The organism is Candidatus Accumulibacter similis (assembly GCA_013347225.1).
Lineage (GTDB): Bacteria > Pseudomonadota > Gammaproteobacteria > Burkholderiales > Rhodocyclaceae > Accumulibacter > Accumulibacter similis.
The window spans coordinates 3,459,363-3,478,840 of the sequence record CP054595.1; the positions used below are offsets into that span (position 1 = coordinate 3,459,363).

At 67.6% G+C, this 19,478-nt stretch carries 18 protein-coding genes; 4 read left to right on the forward strand and 14 right to left on the reverse strand.

The features are described 5' to 3' along the window. Window positions 1-6: 6 nt before the first annotated feature. Window positions 7-1,773, reverse strand: a complete 1,767-nt coding sequence (locus HT579_15095; GenBank protein QKS30132.1) for a SulP family inorganic anion transporter — start codon at window positions 1,771-1,773, stop codon at window positions 7-9. A 779-nt stretch (window positions 1,774-2,552) separates the two neighbouring features. Between HT579_15095 and HT579_15100 the strand changes: the two genes are divergently transcribed. Further along, window positions 2,553-2,888 carry a hypothetical protein gene (locus tag HT579_15100; protein ID QKS30133.1) on the forward strand — a complete coding sequence of 112 codons (336 nt, stop codon included), beginning with the start codon at window positions 2,553-2,555 and terminating at the stop codon, window positions 2,886-2,888. A gap of 207 nt (window positions 2,889-3,095) precedes the next feature. On the opposite strand, the gene HT579_15105 is transcribed toward HT579_15100, so the two are convergent. From HT579_15105 to HT579_15135, 7 genes are all read right to left on the reverse strand, one after another. Then, on the reverse strand, window positions 3,096-3,971 hold the full coding sequence (locus tag HT579_15105) for a polyphosphate kinase 2 family protein (GenBank protein QKS31657.1): 876 nt from the start codon (window positions 3,969-3,971) through the stop codon (window positions 3,096-3,098). 31 nt (window positions 3,972-4,002) lie between these two features. Beyond that, window positions 4,003-4,680: a hypothetical protein gene (locus tag HT579_15110; GenBank protein QKS30134.1), complete on the reverse strand. Its 678-nt coding sequence runs from the start codon at window positions 4,678-4,680 to the stop codon at window positions 4,003-4,005. Between the two features lie 12 nt (window positions 4,681-4,692). After that, on the reverse strand, window positions 4,693-5,565 hold the full coding sequence (locus HT579_15115) for a DUF2092 domain-containing protein (GenBank protein QKS30135.1): 873 nt from the start codon (window positions 5,563-5,565) through the stop codon (window positions 4,693-4,695). A gap of 70 nt (window positions 5,566-5,635) precedes the next feature. Continuing rightward, window positions 5,636-5,923: a hypothetical protein gene (locus HT579_15120; GenBank protein QKS30136.1), complete on the reverse strand. Its 288-nt coding sequence runs from the start codon at window positions 5,921-5,923 to the stop codon at window positions 5,636-5,638. Window positions 5,924-5,973: 50 nt separating this feature from the next. Further along, window positions 5,974-7,311: an outer membrane protein transport protein gene (locus HT579_15125; GenBank protein QKS30137.1), complete on the reverse strand. Its 1,338-nt coding sequence runs from the start codon at window positions 7,309-7,311 to the stop codon at window positions 5,974-5,976. A gap of 78 nt (window positions 7,312-7,389) precedes the next feature. Next, entirely contained in the window at window positions 7,390-8,100 is a 711-nt protein-coding gene (locus HT579_15130; protein QKS30138.1) for a flagellar motor protein MotB, read from the reverse strand. After that, window positions 8,039-8,701: a MarC family protein gene (locus tag HT579_15135; protein QKS30139.1), complete on the reverse strand. Its 663-nt coding sequence runs from the start codon at window positions 8,699-8,701 to the stop codon at window positions 8,039-8,041. The genes HT579_15130 and HT579_15135 overlap by 62 nt, the downstream gene beginning before the upstream one ends. Window positions 8,702-9,145: 444 nt before the next feature. On the opposite strand from HT579_15135, the gene HT579_15140 reads away from it, so the two are divergent. Continuing rightward, on the forward strand, window positions 9,146-9,703 hold the full coding sequence (locus HT579_15140; GenBank protein ID QKS30140.1) for a PEP-CTERM sorting domain-containing protein: 558 nt from the start codon (window positions 9,146-9,148) through the stop codon (window positions 9,701-9,703). Between the two features lie 297 nt (window positions 9,704-10,000). Next, entirely contained in the window at window positions 10,001-11,431 is a 1,431-nt protein-coding gene (gene cls, locus HT579_15145; protein QKS30141.1) for a cardiolipin synthase, read from the forward strand. A gap of 95 nt (window positions 11,432-11,526) precedes the next feature. On the opposite strand, the gene HT579_15150 is transcribed toward cls, so the two are convergent. After that, window positions 11,527-13,542: a methyl-accepting chemotaxis protein gene (locus HT579_15150; GenBank protein QKS30142.1), complete on the reverse strand. Its 2,016-nt coding sequence runs from the start codon at window positions 13,540-13,542 to the stop codon at window positions 11,527-11,529. Between the two features lie 293 nt (window positions 13,543-13,835). On the opposite strand from HT579_15150, the gene HT579_15155 reads away from it, so the two are divergent. Next, window positions 13,836-14,036, forward strand: coding sequence for a hypothetical protein (locus HT579_15155; protein ID QKS30143.1), 201 nt, complete (start codon window positions 13,836-13,838; stop codon window positions 14,034-14,036). A 199-nt stretch (window positions 14,037-14,235) separates the two neighbouring features. Here the strand turns inward: HT579_15155 and HT579_15160 are convergent, their stop codons facing one another. The 5 genes from HT579_15160 to HT579_15180 all read right to left on the reverse strand — a co-directional run bounded on the left by HT579_15160 (window position 14,236) and on the right by HT579_15180 (window position 19,382). Next, window positions 14,236-14,532, reverse strand: a complete 297-nt coding sequence (locus HT579_15160) for a hypothetical protein (GenBank protein QKS30144.1) — start codon at window positions 14,530-14,532, stop codon at window positions 14,236-14,238. 46 nt (window positions 14,533-14,578) lie between these two features. Then, on the reverse strand, window positions 14,579-16,648 hold the full coding sequence (locus tag HT579_15165; GenBank protein QKS30145.1) for an SIR2 family protein: 2,070 nt from the start codon (window positions 16,646-16,648) through the stop codon (window positions 14,579-14,581). 14 nt (window positions 16,649-16,662) lie between these two features. After that, the gene (locus tag HT579_15170; GenBank protein QKS30146.1) at window positions 16,663-18,021 is read right to left on the reverse strand and encodes a hypothetical protein; all 1,359 of its coding nucleotides are present in this window, start codon (window positions 18,019-18,021) and stop codon (window positions 16,663-16,665) included. A 40-nt stretch (window positions 18,022-18,061) separates the two neighbouring features. After that, complete coding sequence (locus HT579_15175) at window positions 18,062-18,637, reverse strand: NUDIX hydrolase (GenBank protein ID QKS30147.1); 576 nt, start codon at window positions 18,635-18,637, stop codon at window positions 18,062-18,064. A 271-nt stretch (window positions 18,638-18,908) separates the two neighbouring features. Further along, the gene (locus HT579_15180; protein ID QKS30148.1) at window positions 18,909-19,382 is read right to left on the reverse strand and encodes a DUF2721 domain-containing protein; all 474 of its coding nucleotides are present in this window, start codon (window positions 19,380-19,382) and stop codon (window positions 18,909-18,911) included. Between the last annotated feature and the right edge of the window lie 96 nt (window positions 19,383-19,478).

The window sequence follows — 19,478 nt, forward strand, 5'->3', positions numbered from 1 at the left end:
CGGCAATCAGGCCTTTGCCGCGTCGTCGCCTGCCTGGCCTGCCTGGCCTGCCTGTACCTCCGGTGCCTCCGCTGGTACACCTGCCGCCTGCTCGCAGGCGACGACCACTGCGTGGATCGATCCGCAGATCGCATCGGCGCCGATCGCCTCGGTGACTCCGTAGCAATCGAACTGGCTGCGCACCGGCGCCGAAACATTGGCGAACAGCAGCCGGATTCCCTGCTGCTGCAACAGAGCGGCAGTATCCCGCAGCATCGCGGCAGCCGAGAAGTCGACATCACCGATCGCAGCCGCCTCGACGCACAACCAGCGCAGCGGCGGCTGCGTCCCGTTCCTGGCCAGCCGCAGGATCTCTTCGGCGAACTGCCCGGCGTTGGCGTAGTACAGGCTGTGGCTGAAGAGGTAGACCAGCAGCCCGGGCGAGATCGCCTGTGGTTCGTCGAGCGGCACGGTCTGCCAGCCACGCTTCTTCTTGTCGGCGACGATCACCAGGTTCGTTCCCCGGTAACCGCGGCGGACGTGGTCGATCAGCGACAGGACCATGGCGAGCAGGATCCCCTGCTCGACGCCGACGACGACGACCGTCGCGGCGGTCAGCAACGCCACCCAGAACTCGGCCCGTGCAACGGCGTAGATTCGGCGCATGCCCTTGATGTCGATCATTCGCGCCGCCACCAGGAAGACGATCGCCGACAGGACCGCGGTCGGCAGATGCGCCAGTGGTCCGGTCAGGAACAGCAGCACCAGCAGCACGAGAACGCAGGTCGTCAGTTGCGCGACCTGGCTGCGGCCGCCTCCGCCGTCGACCATCGCGGTGTTGGTCGGGCTGCCATTGACGATGAAGGTCCCCGACAGACCGGCGCCGAGGTTGGCCATGCCAAGCCCGACCATGTCGACGTTGGCATCGAAGGGATCGTTGTACTTGGCGGCGTAGGCGCGCGAGGTGGCGGCGCTCTGCGCCAGAATGACGACGAAGCAGGCGAAGGCGATCGGCAGCAGCTTCTGCAGCAGCGGCCAGTTCCATTCGACATGCGGCAGACCGAGCGTCGGCAAACCGCTCGGGACGGCACCGAGCGTTTCGAGGTGGGCATCGAGACCCAGCGCCCAACTGATGCCGATGGCGGTGACGACGGCGATCAACCCGCCGGGCACTCGGTCGGAGATTCGCCGGCAGCCGAGGATCACCGCCAGCACCGCGAGCGAAACGCACACCGCGTAAGCGTTGCTCTCGCCGATCAGCCGCAGATCACGGACGATCTCCAGCAGCGGATCGTTGCTCGTTCGCTGCAGGCCGAGCATGCCCGACACCTCGAGCAGCGCCACCTGTACGCCGACGCCGGTGAGGAAGCCGACGAGAACCGTGCGCGACAGAAAATCGGCGAGGAAACCGAGCCGCAAGACTCTCGCCGCGAACATCAGAACCCCGGCCATCAGCGCCAGCAGACTGCACAGCGCCAGCCACTCGTTCGAGCCGCGCACGGCCATGCCGGCAAGACCGGCGGCGACCACCGCCGCCGTCGCCGAATCGGCGCCCACCGACAGATGCCGTGACGACCCGAACAGGGCGAACAGCGCCATCGGGATGAGGATGGTGTATAGCCCGGTGATCACCGGCGTGCCGATGATCTTGGTGTAACCCATCGTGCCCGGAATGGCGAGCGCGGCGAGGGTCAATCCGGCCAGGACGTCGCGCGTCAAGCCGGCGCGATCGACCGGCAGAACCCCCTGCAGAAGCGGCAGCCGCAAGCGCCGTCCTGCGCTTTCCTGTGTCATCGTCCCCTCGCAATCGATGTGGGCTGGGCCCGAAGGCAACCTGTCGAACGGCCAGCGCCCCGCACGCTGCCGGTCACAGCGCCGCCGATGGCTGCCATACCAGGCTTGGCGGCATGCTTTGCCGGCTTGTCCGTGCGCTTCTCCCGCGCGGCGCAGTATCTCCGCCCTTGCCACCCATCGTCAAGAAGGTCTCGCAGCCGATCGCGCTGCCCTTCGGGCCCGACGCTCGGCGAGTCGAAGTTCTGGACTGCTGGCGTTGACTGCGCGCCTGGCGCAGGAACTGGCTGGCCTCGTGGAAGCGCGATCAGATGCCAGCCGTGGTAGTCGAGGCTGCAATGGCCCTTGCCGGGGGCACCGGCGGCCCTGCCCAGCACGTCAAAGTACGGTTGCGCGCCGGCGGTCGGGTACTCGCTGCCGGGAACGGAATCAGGGTGAACAACGCGGCGCCCAGGAGCCGCCCGCCGGGCGCCGGCCAGAGGCTCCGCCCCCGTCCCGGTTGCCCGGCAAGACGGGGGCGGGATACGGCACTCATCATGACGACCCGTGGATGCTTCCATGCACACCCGCGCATCCGTGGATGCGTCGGCTCCGGCGATGGGAAGCGCACTGGCCAGACGGAACCCGTTGTTGTCGTTCCGGTTCGTCGTGTCGTTCCTGTAGCGTTGGGCCGAGCGTGCGTTCTGCGGTCTGTTGTTCCACGAACCGCCGCGCAGCACGCGCCCGACAGGCGGGCCGTCAGGCTCCCGCGACGGGTCGAACCAGCCGCCGCGAAGGAGGGCGTGGCGCAGGCGCCACGTATCGGCGTGCGCGGCGTGGGCGATCCACGACGACACGCGCTGCTCGATCTCTGCCTCGTCCACCGCGCCCGCCCGCCAGCGGTCGCGCAGACCGCGCAGCCGGTTGCGGAAGCGGCGCAGGTTCTCTTCGGTCAGGTGCCGGCGGCCACCCGCTTCGAGCACGTAACCGAGAAAGGTCGCTGCGCCGCGGTCGGCGCGATGAGGATCCTGCCCGGATGCAACACGAGCGGCCGCCCTTCGAGGTGGCCGGCGATCGCCTGCCACCACTGCGCCATTAGCGCCGGATCGTCGGCGCACAGCGCGAAGTCATCGACGTAGCGCAGATACGGCGCGCGCAGCAGTTCGCTGACGTTCAGGTGCTTGCGAACACGATCACGACCGTGGCGGTGACGCCGGCGTCGCAGCGTGGCAAGCGGTTCCGCTACACGCCGGCCGGGACCAGATTCGACGTCGAGGATGTTGCCGGCAGTCGGCCCGCCGCCGCCGTCCCGCGGACTTCGAGTAGTCCCGGCCAGCGCCTGCCACCTACGCCTTGGCGGCGCGCTTCCCCGGCTTGCCCGAACGCTTCTCTTGCGCCGCCTCGGCGGCGTGATACTTGGCAGCGATTTCCTGCAGGTTCACGCGCGTCGGCGGCGTCTGGAGTCCCATCCCTTCCATCGTGTCGACGATGATCTGCGAGATGGCGAGGTTGCGAAACCACTTGTGGTTGGCCGGGATGACGTACCACGGCGCATCCTTGGTACTGGTCCTGCTCAGCGCCTCCTCGTAAGCGGTGACGTAGTCCGACCACAACTCGCGTTCCGAATAGTCCGACTCGCTGATCTTCCAGTTGCGCGCCGGGTCGTCGAGCCGCTGCCGGAAGCGGGCCAGTTGCTCTTCGGGGCTGATGTGCAGGAAGAACTTGAGGATGCGTGTACCGTTCTGCGCGAGCATCTTCTCGAAGTCGTTGATCAGCGCAAAGCGCTTCGACCAGACCGCCTTCGGCACAAGATTGTGCACGCGGACGACGAGCACATCCTCATAGTGCGAGCGGTTGAAGACGACGACCTCGCCCTTCGCCGGCGTCCGCTGGTGCGCGCGCCAGAGGAAGTCATGCGCCGCCTCTTCGGCACTCGGCTGCTTGAAGCCGAAGACGCGCGTGCCCTGCGGGTTCATGCCGCTGAACAGGTGGCGAACGACGCCATCCTTGCCGGCAGCATCGAGCGCCTGCAGGACGACGAGCAGCGACTGGTTGCCATCGGCGTAGAGCAGCGCCTGCAACTCGTCCATGCGCGCCACGTTCCTCTGGATTTCCGGCAGCGCGGCCTCGCCCGAAGCGTGTGCCCCGCTGTAGGACGGATCGATCCCGGCCAGGCTGAGCTTGTCACCCGGCCTGACCACGAACTGCTTGCGATGGTCCATCATTCGACTCCAGCGGGTGCCGGTGCTCCCATCATGGCGCGGGCACGACGCGATAATAGACGCCGTTCGCGCCATAGGCGGGCAGGAACCAGGTATTGCCGACGATGAAGTACGTCGTGCCGTATTTCTGCACCGACGTCGCCCCGGGCGGCAGCGAGGCGTAGTTGGCTCCCATGGCATAGGCTGCTGCCGTCGTCGCGCTGCCGGCAGCGTAGCCCGAAGCATATGCGTTGCCCGTCGCCGCTGCGCTGTTGGCCGAAACGACCGCGGCGCCCGCGGCGACGCCGACGACGGCGCCTGCCGCCGCTGCACAGCCAGCGCAGCCGGCCGCCGGGTAGTACGCCACCGCTGCCGGCGGATGATACGGGTAATAGGGAGCCGGCGGGCGATACGCTGCAGCCCCGTCGGGGGCGACATGATAGGCGCCGTCGCCGTAGCGCGCGGCGGTCGTGCCGCCATCCACGTTGGTGTGCTCGACGCCCTCACCATAGCGACCGGCGGTGCTGCCGCCATAGGCGTTGGTGTGCTCGGTGCCGCCGCCGAAGGCATGCTCCGTACTGCCACCCCAGGCATTCGTGTGCTCGGTGCCGACGCCAGCGACGTGCTCGGTGCTGCCGCCAAAGCGGTTGGCACTACCCCAGGCTGCCGCCTCGCCAACCAGCAACACGCCGCTGGCGAGGCCAGCCAGAGCGATGATCATCCTCTTCATGCCTTCGTCTCCTTACTGCGATCTGGCCGCTGCCGCGGCTGCCGGCTTCGCTGCCGGATGGGCAAACGGGATGGCCACAGCGGTGGCCGACTTCGCCGTGGCGAAGTCGGTCGCTGCCACCACCGGGTCGACCTTCCAGTTCGACAACTCCATCTGATGGCGCTGGCGCAACGGGTCACGTCGGTAAACCGCCCGCATCATTCGCGGCAGCTTGTCTTCGGTACCGATCCAGACCTGCATGAAGACCTCGTTGTTGGCAAAGGCCACCACTTGCGTCGTCGTCCCGCCGACGACCTTCGACTGGCCAACGAGGAACGCGTTCACCAGACCGGCGGTGAGGCTGGCGTAGGGATCGGCGAGCAGCACGTCGGCAAACGGGAAGTAGATGCCGGCATCCCGGAATGCCACTTTCAACGCCTCGTCGATCGTCGCCGGTGCGGCCGCCACGGCAGCGAAGTTCTCGGCCGGCGAATAGGCGGTCATCGTCTTGCCGTCGAGGTAGAACTCAGAGGCCGGACCATCGCCGAGGGTCAGCACGCGCAGCCGGTCGGGGCGCTGCATCAGCACCTCGGACATGGTCATGAACGCCAGCGGCGGACCGAGACGGCTCGGATGCTCATAGGTGACCTGCGCCGTGAATGACAGCGAACGTGCCGCCATCAGTCGGTCGCTCATCGCCTTCAGCAGATCCAGGGCGCGCTGTTCGAGAATCGGTTTGACGGCAGCCGCGGGAGCGGCCGTCGAACTCGTCGGTGGGGCGGCCTTGGCCGGTTTGGCCCCCTTGCCGCCCGCGGCATCGGCCGCCTGTGCCTGCATCCCGGCGGCGAGAAAGAACCCGGCAACAAGCATCGCGGCCCGCCGCCCCAGATGGTGAAGATCGATCATCGACTCTCTCCGCAAGAAGGAAACCAGCGCGAGGAAACCACCCCGCCGGCAATGGCCGGGGCGCGCCCGCTCAGGGAATCATGCCACATTCGAACATCCTGTTGGCGATCGGCGCCGCCACGCGATTGATGAACTCGGTGCGCAGCGCCGGATCATTGCGCAACATCTGCAGCACCTCCTGCTCGCGCGGCGATTTCGGCTCCGACCGCTGCACCCACAGTTCCTGGCAGCTCGATTGCTGGTACTTCTGGACGACCCGGCCGGCAACCATGTCGAGAAGCGGATACTGCTGTGCCCATGCGTAGCCGCCGGCGGCCGCCGCAGCAACCACCAGAACGGCGGGAAGGATTTTCTTCATGTCATTTCTCCATTCGTCATTCCGACCGGCGGCCTCATCGCCGTCCGGCATCAGAACTTCCAGTTGAGGTTGGCGGCCATGAACAGCACGCCGGTGTTCCGGTAAGCGCCGTCCACGTCGCCGCGGCCGCCGAGACGGACCGGCAGCTCACCGTTCTTCTGCAGGTCGAGCGTGCCACCATAGACGTACTCGGCCGAAAGCCCCCAGTTGAAGGAGCGGTCGACCTCGTTCTGCACGCCGATGCCGAATCGCCAGGCGCTGTTGGCCGGCAGCAGCGGTGACTGGATGTCGCCGCTCTGGAAGGCCGAGTCGTAGGCAACGCCGAAATTCAGCAGCCACGGCTGCGAGATGCGGTACTGGCCGCCGAGCGCGACGTGCCAGGTGTCCTTGAAATCGAGGTCGGTCGTCAGGCTGGCCGGATTGTTGGTGTCCGAGATGCCGATATCCACCTCGCCGAACTTCGACCACTGCTGCCAGCCGACGCTGCCGAGCACCGCCCACTGGTCGTTCACCTGGTGGAAAGCGCTGGCCATCACCCCCTGCGGCACGTGGATGCCGAGATCGAGGTTGGCGCGCAACGCTCCGCGGCTCGCCAGAGCTGCCGCAAGGACCGGCGACAGTCCGGAAAAATCGGGACGCGCCGAGAAGTCGAGCTTGACCTGCGAATTCCACGTCAGGCCGAGCCGGGTCGCCGGGTCGACCTCGTAAAGAAGCCCCAGATTCAAGCCCCAACCCCATTCGCGATCGCTCAGCTCGAGCCGGCCGTCGGCGCGGCCCGGAGCGCCGGGATTGTTGATCGCCACCTGCTGCTTCATGATGCCGAACATCGCGTTGACCGTCGCGCCGAGCGAGAGCCGGTCATTCACCTTGTAGGCGACCGAGGGCAAGAGCGACAGGCCGATCAGCGTGCCCTCCTGCCCGTAGTAACGGCCCAGCCAGCTCGTATCGTACTTCACCGCCAGACCGAAGTTGCCGGCGGTACCGAAGCCGACGGTCAGGTCGGGCGAAACCTGCTGCGTGATGAAGAAGCTGCCGCCGGGAAACCAGCCGATCGGGTTGCCGCCCTCGTTGCGGCCCAATTCCGGCGAGGTGCCCGAACCGCGCGAGAAATCGACGTCGCCGTAGAGCAGTTGTGCCGCCGCCAGCACCTGCGTTCCCGCCAGACGGGTCATTCCGGCCGGATTGGTGAGCACCGTCGACGCATCCTGCGCACGCGCGCCATAGCCCGCCGAAGCCAGGCCGACATCCGCAGTCCCGACCTCGTAGAGGCTGAGGCCGCCGGCACCGGCCTCGCCAACGGCGACCACGAGCAGGCTCGCGACCATCGCCAGCCGTCGCGCCCGATTGCTCAAGCGCCGCCGTCCGGCGGCCTGTTGGCTGTCCCGCATCACTTCCCTCCCCCTCACTCGCTCAAGGGCTGCAACAGGCCGCGAGCGCCGACCAGCGGCTGCAGGCAGCCCGGTGGATCACTTGACGCGCAGAACGACTTCGATGCGCCGGTTCTTCGCCCGGCCCTGTGCCGTATCGTTCGGCGCCACCGGCTGGTACTGCCCATAGCCGGCGGCGACGAGATTCGTCGGATCGACTCCCTGCGCCTGCAGGTAGCGGACCACGTCGACGGCTCGCGCCGCCGACAGATCCCAGTTCGTCGGGTAGCGGCCGCGCAGCGCGGGGCCGATCGGCTCGCTGTCGGTGTAGCCCTGGACGCTGATCCAGTGACCGCTGAGGGCAGCCAGCGTCGGTACCGCCTGGGCAAGCGTACCGCGGCCCTTGGCATGCATCTCGGCGCTGCCCGAGGCGAAGAGGATCTCGTCGACGAAGGTGACCACCAGGCGATCGCTGAGCTGCCGGATCTGCACCTGATCAGCGGCGATCTCGGTCCGCAGTTGCTGGTTCAGCGCCAGATACTGTTGTTCGAGCGCCACCGTCTTCTGCGTCTGCTGCACCTGCTGATCGTAAGTCTGCTGCGAGACGCAGCCCGCCAGGGCGAGTGCGCCGATCGGCACTGCGAGTTTCCAGGATCTCATGCATTCCCTCCGAACAAGAGCCGTTGCAAGGAGACGGGCCCCGCCTTGACCGCCCTCCGGCAGAACCGCCGCGGCAAGGATAACCCGTTCACGGCGCGATTGCCACCCTCGCCGCCGCCTGGTAGGGCTGCAGGAACTCGACCGCGCCATGGAAGATCAACCCCATTCCCATTGCTGCGACAAAGAAGCCGACGATGCGCGTCGCCGCGTCGATCCCCTGCCGGCCAATGCGGCGCAGGATCGGCTTGGCGTAGGTCAGCGAGAGCCAGGTCATCGCCATGCAGGCGACGATCGCCGCACTGGCGGCCACGAAGTGCATCAGTTCGCCGGGCGACTGCTTGATCGTCGACGCCATGCTGATCAGCGTCGCGATCGCGCCGGGGCCGAACATGATCGGCATCGCCAGCGGCACGAAGGCGATATTGCCGTCGTCGTCGTTGCCGCGCGGGATGATGCCACCGGAAGCGGGCGGGTTGAAGAGCTCGAACCCGACACGCGTCAGGATGACGCCGCCGACCACCCGCACCATGCTCAGTGGCACGTCGAAGACGCGCAGCAGGAGCGTGCCGAAGAGCAGGAAGAAGAAGCTGAGCAGCAGCGCGTACAGGCAGGCCTGCCGCGCCACTCGCCTCTGCTCGTCGGCCGGTTTGCCGTCGATCAGCCCGAGATAGACCGGAATCGCCTCGAGCGGGTTGATGATCGCCAGCAGGGTGGTGAACAGGCTGATGAAGAGGCTGACTTCGGGCGTCATGCAGGCTCCGCAGAACGTGGCCAGTCATCGAAGTCGCTCGCGGCGAGGCCTGCACACCGTCCAGCCAGGCCCCATGGCAAGACTGCCAGCGAACGCGGCCGAGACGATACCACAAGCACGATGCTCCGGGGAGCCAGTCGGCCGCTGCCAATCGCCAGCGGCTTGTCGAGCGGCGAACGGCACGCGCCCGTTTGCCAGTGTCCCACGACCGGAAGACAGAGCATTCGCCAAGCCCGAGCGATGGACCCGGAAAGCCATTCTTGCCGCGTCGGATCCGCACGGTGTCGGCAAATTTGACAGGTCGACCAAGTGGAAGAAAGAAAAGCATGTAATAACTGTGACTTATGAACTGGCATCACATTTGCTTATACATTCCCGCGAACGGCCCGCTTCAATCCCTGAAGCGCGTTCGATCCAATTGTTCCATACCATACGGAGGGTTCCATGTCATTTTCGCACCTTGCCAAGTCCTCGCTTGCTGCCGCAAGCGTGGCCGTCCTCGGACTCATCGGCAGCTCGGCCCATGCCGCGCTGCCGCCTTTGGTCGCGCCTGCCTGCAGCAGCGGCGACATCAGCGGCGCTTCGTTCATCAGCTGTGCCGGCTACTACGCGGGCAATCTGATCAGCAACAATCCCACCGACCTGGGCTACGTTGACCAGATCCTCGCCAGCCTCGGCCTGCCCGGCACCGGCGGCACTTGGCTCGAGAAGCTCACCCCGCTCAGCGGCGCGACCTCGATCAACTTCAGCACGCCGCTGAACGGGATCACCTACATCGGCATCCACCGCGGTGGCGGCGGCACCGGCGAGAATGGCACGGCCTTCTACAAGATCGACGCCGGTGTCGGCACCAACCTCGACGTCATCACCTACAACCTGACGGCGTCGTCGAACGCGGCCCTGTATGCGACCGCGCCGGTACCGGAGCCGGAAGCGTACGCCATGTTGATGGCTGGCCTCGGGCTCGTGGGCTGGATGGCAAGGCGCCGGCAGCAACCCTGACCCGGCCCGGCACGGCCTGCTGCCCGTGCAGCGACGTGCCGGACACCCGGCAGCCAGGCGTGCCACCCGGCGCGTCTGGCAAGCCGGATGAACTTGCCACGGACGATACTCCTCCCGGTGATCGGCAGCAGTCAGCCGTCATCGTCCCGCCCTGCCACGGCCGTCGCCATCGCCGGCGACACGCAGGGGACGCCTGCCCGGCGGATTGGCGGACCAGGCGGCGGAAGCGGCGAAAACGCACGCTCGGCGAACGATCCGCCTTGACCGCCCGCGGAGCGCGGCCGCATACTCGCCGGCATGTTTCTCAGCTTCCTGTACGGCGTCTACATCCTGTTGGCGGTGGCTGTCGCACTGCGCATCTTCTCCCATCGCAGTTCGCGTGGAACGGCGCTCGCATGGTTGCTGCTGGTCATTCTCGTGCCGGCGATCGGCGCCCTGATGTATCTCCTGATCGGCGAAAGACGTCTCGGCAGGACCTGGATGCAGCGTGCGATCAACCTGCAGCCGCAGGTCGTGCGCTGGGCACGAGGCATCCCGGCGACCGACATCGTGCCATCGGGCAGCCTGAGCAGCGCCGCCGAGAGCATCAGCCGGCTCGCGACCGGTCTCGCTGGCCTGCCGGTGATGGCCGGGCACCGACTGCGCCTGCTTGCCGACAGCGAAACGGTCATCCGTTCGCTGATCGCCGACATCAACGCTGCCCGCAGTTCGGTACACCTCGAGTTCTACATCTGGAACCCCGGCGGCTTCGTCGAAGACCTGGTGACGGCGCTGGCCAACGCCGCGGAACGCGGTGTCAGCTGCCGGGCGCTGATGGATTCGCTGGGCAGCCGGCCGTTCTTCCGTTCCGCGGCGATCGAGCGTCTGCGCGAGGCCGGCGTCGAGGTCATCGAGGTCCTGCCGGTGAATCCGCTGCGCGCCCTCTTCGTCCGCCTCGACCTGCGCGACCACCGCAAGATTGCCGTCATCGACCGCGGCGTCGCCTACACGGGCAGCATGAACATCGCCGACCCACGCTTCTTCAAGCAGGACGCCGGCGTCGGTGAATGGGTCGATGCCATGGTCCGCATCGAGGGACCAGCGGCCTGGGCCCTCGAAGCCGTCTCGCTGTCGCTGACCGCGCTGCAGACCGGCCATGACTTCTCCCCGCCCGAACCGCCGATCCTCTCGCTGACCGACAATTGCCGCGTCCAGATCTTCCCCTCCGGACCACAGACCTCCACCCGCCACATCGAGGAACTACTATTGACGGCGATCTACTCGGCGCGCCGCGAGATCGTCCTCACCACCCCCTACTTCGTTCCCAGCGAGACGCTGTTCACCGCCCTGCGCTCCGCCGCCACGCGCGGGGTGGCCGTCACACTGATCGTGCCGGAGAAGATCGACTCGCGGCTCGTGCGCTACGCCAGCGATGCCTACAACGACGACCTGCTGGCCGCCGGCATCACGCTGCTGCGCTTCCGCGACGGGCTGCTGCACACCAAGAGCATGGTGATCGACGAGCAGATCACGATCTTCGGCACCGTCAACCTCGACCTGCGCAGTTTCGAGCTCAACTTCGAGGTGTCGCTGATCGCCTACGACCAGCGCTTCTCGGCCGAAGTGCGCGAACTGCAGCGCCAGTACGAGTCGCGCTCGCACGCCATGCAACTCGAGCAGTGGCGTGCCCGACCGCTCTGGCGCCGGCTGCTTGAAAACGCAATCCAGGTGATGAGTCCGTTGCTCTGACTTCGTGCCCGCCGTGGCGGCAGGCGCCTCCGCCGCAGCGCGGAGGGGCCGCTCGCAGCCGCGCCAGGCGCACAACAGCGACTTCGCTGCGTCAGCTAGAACACCGGTTGTTTGCCGAAGTGCTCGAAGCAGCGGGCGAGGCCGGTCCGCTGCTGTTCGTCGAGCCCGCAGAACTCGACGCCGCAGAGGCAGGCGCCACTGGTCGCGACTTCACTCCATGCGATCCGCCCGCTGAGCTTGAGGGGGATCTGCCGCTCGTAGAGCGCCATCTCCTCCGCCGGCAGGTAGATCGACAGGCTGACGGTCTGGCTGGGATCGACGGGTCGTGCGAGGCGCAGGCGCGCGCCGACCAGCGACACGTCGCTGGTGACGCCGTCGAAGACTTCCCCGCCCTGCTCGACGAGGACACGCAGGCTGCTCGGCAATCGCGGAGCGCGACGCTGTTCGTTCTGCGCCCTGTCGATGAGCGGGCTGTGGGTGAATGAGAACCTGGCCATGATCGCGTTGAGGCGCGCGGCGACCGACCGCAGGTCGTCGCTGATCGTGGCCGTCACCTCGACCTTGCTGCTCGCCTCGCGCAACGTCTGGAACAGCGTATCGAGCGTCTGCTGCAGCAACCTCGACTGATCGAGCTGCCGCGTGCTGGCGGTAGAGATGCTCTGGTTCGCGCGCACGGTTTCCGCGACGTTGCTCGATATGCGCTCGATGGTCGCGGCCATGCGGCGCGACTCCTCGCGCGTCTGGCCGACCGATGCCACCAGGGCGTCCATGGTCGACACGACCTGCGCCACCCGCCGGGAGAGATGCTCGATGATGGTCCCGACCCGCCCGGCGGACTTGCTGCTGCGTTCGGCGAGCTTGCGCACCTCGTCCGCCACGACCGCAAAGCCGCGCCCCTGTTCGCCGGCACGGGCCGCCTCGATGGCCGCATTCAGCGCCAGCAGGTTCGTCTGCCCGGCGACTTCCTTGATCGACGTGGCGATGTCGTCGATCTCCCGTGCAGACTGCTGCAGATCGCGGACTTCGCTCGACACCTGCGCGACCCGGGCCGAGGTGGTCTCGAGCGCGTCGAGGCTGCTCTCGACGCTGGCGATCCCGGCGCGCGCCATGCCCTCGACGTCGTTCGAGCGCTCGACCGCGGCGAGCGCCTGCGCGAGCGCTTGCCGGGAGATTGCGTCGAGCTGCGACATCGCCCCATCGACCTCGCCTGAACGGCTCTGCTGTTGCTGGCTCACCTTCGAGATCTCGTTCGACAGCGACGAGATCTGGTAGGACGACTGCCCCATGCTCAGCCCGCAGCTCTCGACTTCCTGCAGGACGACGTTGAGACGCTCCTGCATGCGCTTCATCGTCTTCAGCAGGTCGCCGACTTCATCGTTCGAGACGACCTCGATCTCGTTGTCGAGCTTGCCGGCTGCCACGGCGTGGGCCACCTCCATCCCCTGCGCGAGCGGTCGCGTGACCACCCGGCGGATGAAGAGGAAGATGACGAACAGCATCGGCAAGGTGAGAAGCACCGCTGCCAGGACGGTCTGCATCCGCTGGCGTGCAACCGCCTCCTGCGTCTTCTGCAGCGAGACCTTCATGCTGACGGCACCGAGGACGGTGCCCTGCGGCACGACGTGGCAGTTGAGGCAGTTCTTGCCCAGGTAGTTCTCCTGCGCCAGCGCAGGCCGAATGACCCGCAGTGCGTCCTCGCCGTCGGCGCTGACCTCGACTGCCGAATATTCCTGCCCGGTGGCGAGCACCTGTGCCTCGAGCGCATCGTGCTCGCGTTCCTGCTCGGCCCCTGCGCCGAACTGCCCGCTCACCGCCTCGCCGCGCAGAACCCGAACCTCGCGGATGCTGGGCAACTGCTTGATCTGGTCAATGAACACCTCGCGCTGCGGGATCGTGCCGGTGACCATCATTCCGGTCAGCCCGGCGAGCACCATGTCGTGTGCGCTGCGCGCGAAATCCCGCGCCTGTTCGATCGCCACCTCTTCGCTGACGTGCGCAGTCCACAGGATCATGACCGCCCACGACGCAATGGTCATGGCACTGATCGAGACGATCAGGCGCACCCAGATCTTCTGGTTGCCGAATCTCGCAAACACGTTGATCAACGACATGGTCCTGCGCCTTTCGCTCTGGTTCTTGCTGGCAGCCCGAGCATGCCCCTGCCCGCGGCGACACGACAGGCTCTGCCTCCAGGATCCGGTAGCGGCCTTGCTGCTGATTCCTGAAGGCCGCCATTGCCGCTGCGACAGGCGGACGCTACCCCATCGCTCGCATTCGAGGCCATGACCGGCGTCGCGCCAGGGCGAGGCAGTGGCGCGCCGGGTCCGCTTGCACCAGCACCGACGCGACGACCGCACCGCGCGCGGAAGTTCCCATCAGCCCGCGGCGTGCGGCGGCGACCCCGTTGCACGAACACCGGCCAGAAGTACCGGTGGTGCTGGCCAATCCGACGCTCGCGCTGCGCGACTTCGCCAGTCCCGGACGCCGACCATCCGGCACGCTGGCCGCCGACGCCATCCAGTGCGCTGCCGCAATCGCCAACGCAGCGGCGTGTCGCGCGCCGCCACCGCTACGCGGCTCGACTCGTCGCGGCCAGCGGCGCTGAACTGCTCGCGGCGAACATTGTAGCTCAGCCTGTCGATGGTGCCCGTGAAGCGGAACGGCAGCGTGTACCGGTCGTCCACCGGCGAGTGCGTATCGAGGCCGCTGTCGTGGCCGCGGCGGTGCTCGTGCAGTCCCGATTGAGAAGCGCGGGTGCGTTGGCGACCTGAATGCCGGCATTCACGCCGCGGCAGCTGCAGGTCCTACGGCCGGCGGTGCCGGTCGGACCAGGGCTCGGCAGGCACGGCAGCACCGAGTTGTCGAGCGGGGGAGACCTGGTGCCTGTCCGCCTCGGCGATGAAGACCTCCGGCAACTCCTTCAGCTTCTCTGGCTGGCTGGCCGCGAACCAGTGCCATGGGCGCTGCGATTGCGCCTTGCATGGGCCCTGGCGAACCGTCCCGGGCAGCGGCCGTCCCGCAGAGGCGCGACCGGAATCCCGACTGACGGCAACCCTGAGTTCATCGAACACCTCGCTCGCCGGTGGCAGCAGCCTCGCCACCGCCCGATCCCGCATCGCCCGGGCCTCGCCGCCCCGATCCGCTCGCTCAGGCCGCCTCGCCAGCATCGACCAGCCGCAGTGCGCCCTCGCCGTAGAGGCAGTACAGCAGCGCGGTGGCACTCGCGTGCTCGGCGGCGAGGCTGCGGGCTGCCTGCAGCGCGCCGGCGGCGGTCGCGCCCTGCAGCAGTGCGCGAAAGATGGCGACGGCGAAGTCGCGGGCGCCGTTGTCGTCGATCGCGCCGCTGTAGGTGCCGAGGAACGCGCCGACACCGCTGCGCATGGCGAGGTCGGCGAAGCCGGGGCGCCCGCGCAGGCCGGCGCTGATCGCCTCGGCATGGGCGGCGCCCTGGCCCTCGACGCCGGCCGGAATGAATGCCGTGTAGTGCGAGTTGAGGAACATGAATGCCGGCGAATGACGCGTCAGCCAGGGGCGCATCATGGTCGCCGTCAGGTGACGGTCGGCAAGTTCGAGGTATGCCTCGTGCTCGTCGAACCAGGCATGACCGGCGAAGTGGAATACGTCCGGGTCGAAGTCGTCAAAGGCTCTTGCCAGCGCGTCATGGGTCGCCTCCGGGCCGAGCAGCAACCTCACCTCGCCGACGCCGCCACCGCGGATTTCGTCGGCCACGGCGCGCCCCTCGGCGGCCGCGCCCGGCAGGGCCAGAGCGGGCTCTGCACTCTTCGTGTCGGCGACCACCAGTGCGCGCAACGGCGAACCGACCGCTGGCAGTCCGCGCGCGTTCTCGGACACACCGACCGGTGCGCGAAAAACGGCCGCCAGTTCGGCCAGCGTCTGCGGACCGAGAGCGAGCAGTTCCCACGGCAACCGCTCCACCTCGCGGGTCAGCTCGAGCCGCAGCAGCCGGCCACCCTGCCCCTTCAGCACCCTGCCCAGTGCCTTCACCGTCGCTGCCCCGAGCGTCCGTGTCAGGGCGCCGCTGCACTCGGCGAGAGAACCGTCGCGGCCGCTCGCCGACTCGAGCGAGCGCGATGCCGCGGCGGGCGTCGCCCAGGCCTCGCGCGGCCCGGCGGCGGTTGCAATGACCTTGCCGGCGTCACTGAGGATCGCCTGCACGGCACCCGCGCGCCAGTCGAGGGCGAGGACCGCCGGCGCCACCGCTGCGACAGGCACCCGTGCCGCGCGGGTAGCGGGGGAGGCGCGCAACGCCGGCGGCGCCACGGCCAGCGTCGCCGCCCGCGCGACGCGCGCCAGCGGCGCCACGTCCACCGGTTCGAGCCGATCGGCGAGGCGCTGGAAGAAGGCCGGGACCGCCTCGTGCTGTCCCTCGGGATAGGGGATGACGCGAATCTGGCAGACGCGCCAGAGATACTCCTCCTCGACCTTGCCGATCCCGGACATCAGCGCATAGCGCTCGGGTGCAAAGCCGCGGAAGGTGAGGAGCTGGCGGTCGAGCAGCAGGTTGAAGTCGGGGTCGGCGAGCGAATAGCCGACGAAAAGTACCGAGTGCGTCAGCAGGATCGCCGAGAAGGCGGCGCTGAACGCCGCGTTGCCGTGGATCAGGTCACGATAGTCGCGCGAGGTGAAGACGAGGCTGTCGGGCTTGTCGAGGTCGCCGTGCGCCTTGAGGACGAAGGGCGCGCCGTCGAACAGCAGACGTCCGAGCGCTTCGGTGTCGAGGCTGGTGAGGGTCTTCGGCAGGCCGCCGCGCTCCTCGGCGTAGGCACGTTCGAGCAGCTTGTCGTAGTTGGTCGTCACCCAGGCGGCAAAGGGCAGCCGGACGGCCAGCCGATGCGCTTCGGGGACCGGTCTGCCGAAGTCGCTGAGCCGTTCGCCGAGGAGCCGCGCGTACTCGCCCGGACCGAGCTTGAGCTTGCAGTGATCGGCGATCTGCAGCCACTTGCCGGCGGCGATCATGCCCTCCAGCTCGCGGCGCGACTCCTCTCCCTGCATCGCTTCGGCGATCGTTGCGTCGACGACGTCCTGCACCAGCGATCGCCAGGTCGGCAGCCCGGCCTGTGCCGAAAGACCGGCGCCGGCGAACAGCAGCAGCCGTCGCTCGCGCAGGTGCTGCAGGAGTTGCGGCGGGATCGCCAGGTCGACCGCAGCGGCGGCTGCGACCGGCGCTGCCGCTGCGGGAGTCTTCCGGGCCGACATCGACTCCAGCCCCCTCAGGGCGCGGCGCCGGCGGCACCACTGCCGGGCGCACCGGCCTTGGTGCCATCGACGGCGTGCGCGCTGTCGGTGCTGGTGCAATGACCCGGCTGCGTTGCCGGCAAGACCGTGACCGGCGCCGCATCGCCGGCGCCGACCTCGGCCATTCCCAGTTCAGCCAGCGCCACCTGCAGCGCCGACAGGTGCCTCTTCGTCGGCGCCAGGAAGTACACCCGGTCGAGCCGGGTGACTGCGGCCCGCGCTTCGAGGTAGTTGCGCGCGGCGTCAAGCTGCTTGCGGGCGTTGTCGACCAGGCTGCTGGAGCCGCTGCCGGTCGTCAGCAGCGGCAGGACGATCGAGCGATACGGCTTCTCACCGGCCTTCTCGGCCCGCGCCGATTCGCGGTCCGCCTGCAGCAGCGCCGCCGTGATGCACTGTTCGACCTGGGCAATCGGATGGTAGCCGCCGCCAATGACGCCATAGACCGCCGCGACGTGGAAGATTCGCCGCACATGGTGCGAATCGGCCAGCGAGCCGCTGCCGGTCGAGACGACCATTCCCGGATTCACCTGCTGCCGGCCGCGCATCTTGGCGCGCAGTTCGTCGGCGATGGTGTCCTCGACGATGTCGCCGACGTCGTCCCGGCGTGCCCCGAGATAACGGATCAGCGCCGAGATCGAGGCATCGAAGACCCGCGCCATCTGCATGTTGATGTTCTCGGAGCTGACCCAGATGTCGATCTGGTCGTCGGCAGCGCCCGAGTTGAGATTCACGTTGCGCAGGTTGCCGGTGATCAGCCGGATCTCCCTGCCCGGCGCGTTCGCCGGCGCGTAGCGATGAACCCGCGAAGCGGCGATCGCGCCCTGCCGCGAACTGATTTCGAGACCCGGGACAGCGGCATGGACGAGGCTGTCGCGTGTACTCGACAGCAGGCCGTTGCGAATGAAACTGCGGATCATCGACTGCGCCTGTGCGATCTTCTCCGGACTCGAGTCGTCGTAATCGATGGTGTTCATGCCGGCAATGTTGAACGGGTTTCTCGTTCCTTCGCGGCGGATGAGCACGGTCACCCGATCCCTGAGTGCATGGCGCACGCCGAGTTCGTAGTAGACGTTCGGGTTGGCGGTGCTGATGTCGACCACTGCGACCTCGGCGTCGAGAATGTAGTTGATCATCCGCTCGTGGATGAGGCCAGCCTTCTCGACCTCGTCGCAGCGCAGGCAATGGATGCGGATCCGGTCCTGCGTCAGCGCTTCCACCGCCGGCTTGATGATCTGCCGGTAGACGGCGTCGAAATCGATCAGCTTCCCGTGATCGTCCTTCTCACCGAAAGGCATGATGACGAAACACAGACGCCCGAGTTCTTCGTTCGGCATGTCGTTCCTTCCCCGTTGTGCAACCCACCCGGCTGTACAGCTACAACGATGCTCGCGCCACCAGCCACTGCAGACCGATGATCGTCTTTGCGTCGGCCAGGGTGCCCTGACGCAGCGCGTCCTTCGCCGCCGCCGCCGACATGCGGACGATGCGGATGTCCTCGAGCTCCGCGGCAACCCCCCCGCCAGCGCCAACGCGCCCGGCTTCGGTGACCTCGGCATAGTAGAGCCAGATGCGCTCGGATGAGCCGCCGGGGGAGACGAAGAAGGTGGCAATCGGCTCGCAGGTGGTGAGCGCGAAACCCAGTTCCTCCTCGATCTCGCGACGCAACGCGGCCTCGGGCGACTCGCCGGCGTCGATCATCCCGGCAACGACTTCGAGCAGCCAGCCCGGGCCCTTGTCGACGGTCGGATAGCGAAATTGCTCGGCGAACAGCAGGCTATCGGACTCGCGATGGTAAACGACGGCGGCGACCGAGTCGCCCCGTTCGAAGACGAGTCGCCGTGCCGGCGGCGTCATCGACCCATCGGCGCGCTCGAAGCTCACCTCGGCCTCGTCAACCTTGAAGAAATCGTCCAGCAGGCGCCGACGGCTGCGAACTTCGACCCTTCCCATCCATCTCCTTCCCACCTTGTCGGCGGTTGCCGCGGACAGCGCCAGCGGCGGGACGCCACGACCCCGGTGTTGCCGCCAGCAGGGCGGCGACCGAAGCCGTTCCCGGTTGCGGCGCAGCATTCGGGACAGCATAGCGACCGACCGCAACGGCGTCAAATTCGCGTCTCGCGCACGCTGCGGCCAAGCATTGCGCCGGCACGCGGATCACTGCAGTGCCAGCCAGCACCACCTCCACCGCCCAGGCTCTGGCTGCCACAGGCGGCATCACGGCTCAGGGCTCGTGATCGGCGCGCGCCGCCGTCCGCCCAAGGCTCTCGATGACGCTTGTGGCGAGGGCAATCTCGCGCAGGAAGCAGGCAAGACCAGCAATCAGTGACAGCATCGCGGCGACGAACAGCGCTGCGATCAGTCGAGAGAGGTCGATCTGCATCTCGGCACCGATAAAGAGCGCGGCGACGACCAGGCAGATCAGCAGTTCGCAGGCGACGCACAGGCTGATCGCCCAATGGATCATCCGCGCGCGTCGCGACAGCGAGACGATGGTGGAGAACGTCTGCCCCCGCTCGAGCGGCGGCAGCGGTTCGGCGAGCAGCTTCTCGAGGACGTGGAAGCGGTCGATCACCCGCGCCAGCCGGTTGGCCAGAACGCCCAGCAGGGCGCCGACGCCGGCCAGCAGGAATACCGGCGCAACCGCGAGTTGGATCACCTGCGCCACCGACAACACCTGGTTCGAGAGCGTGAGCATGAACAGACCTCCTGCCTGCCGGTGTTCCTGTCATCGAAGAGTCGCGCGCCCCCATGGGGGCAGCAGCTGGACTCTAGCCGACTGGCGGCGCAGGCG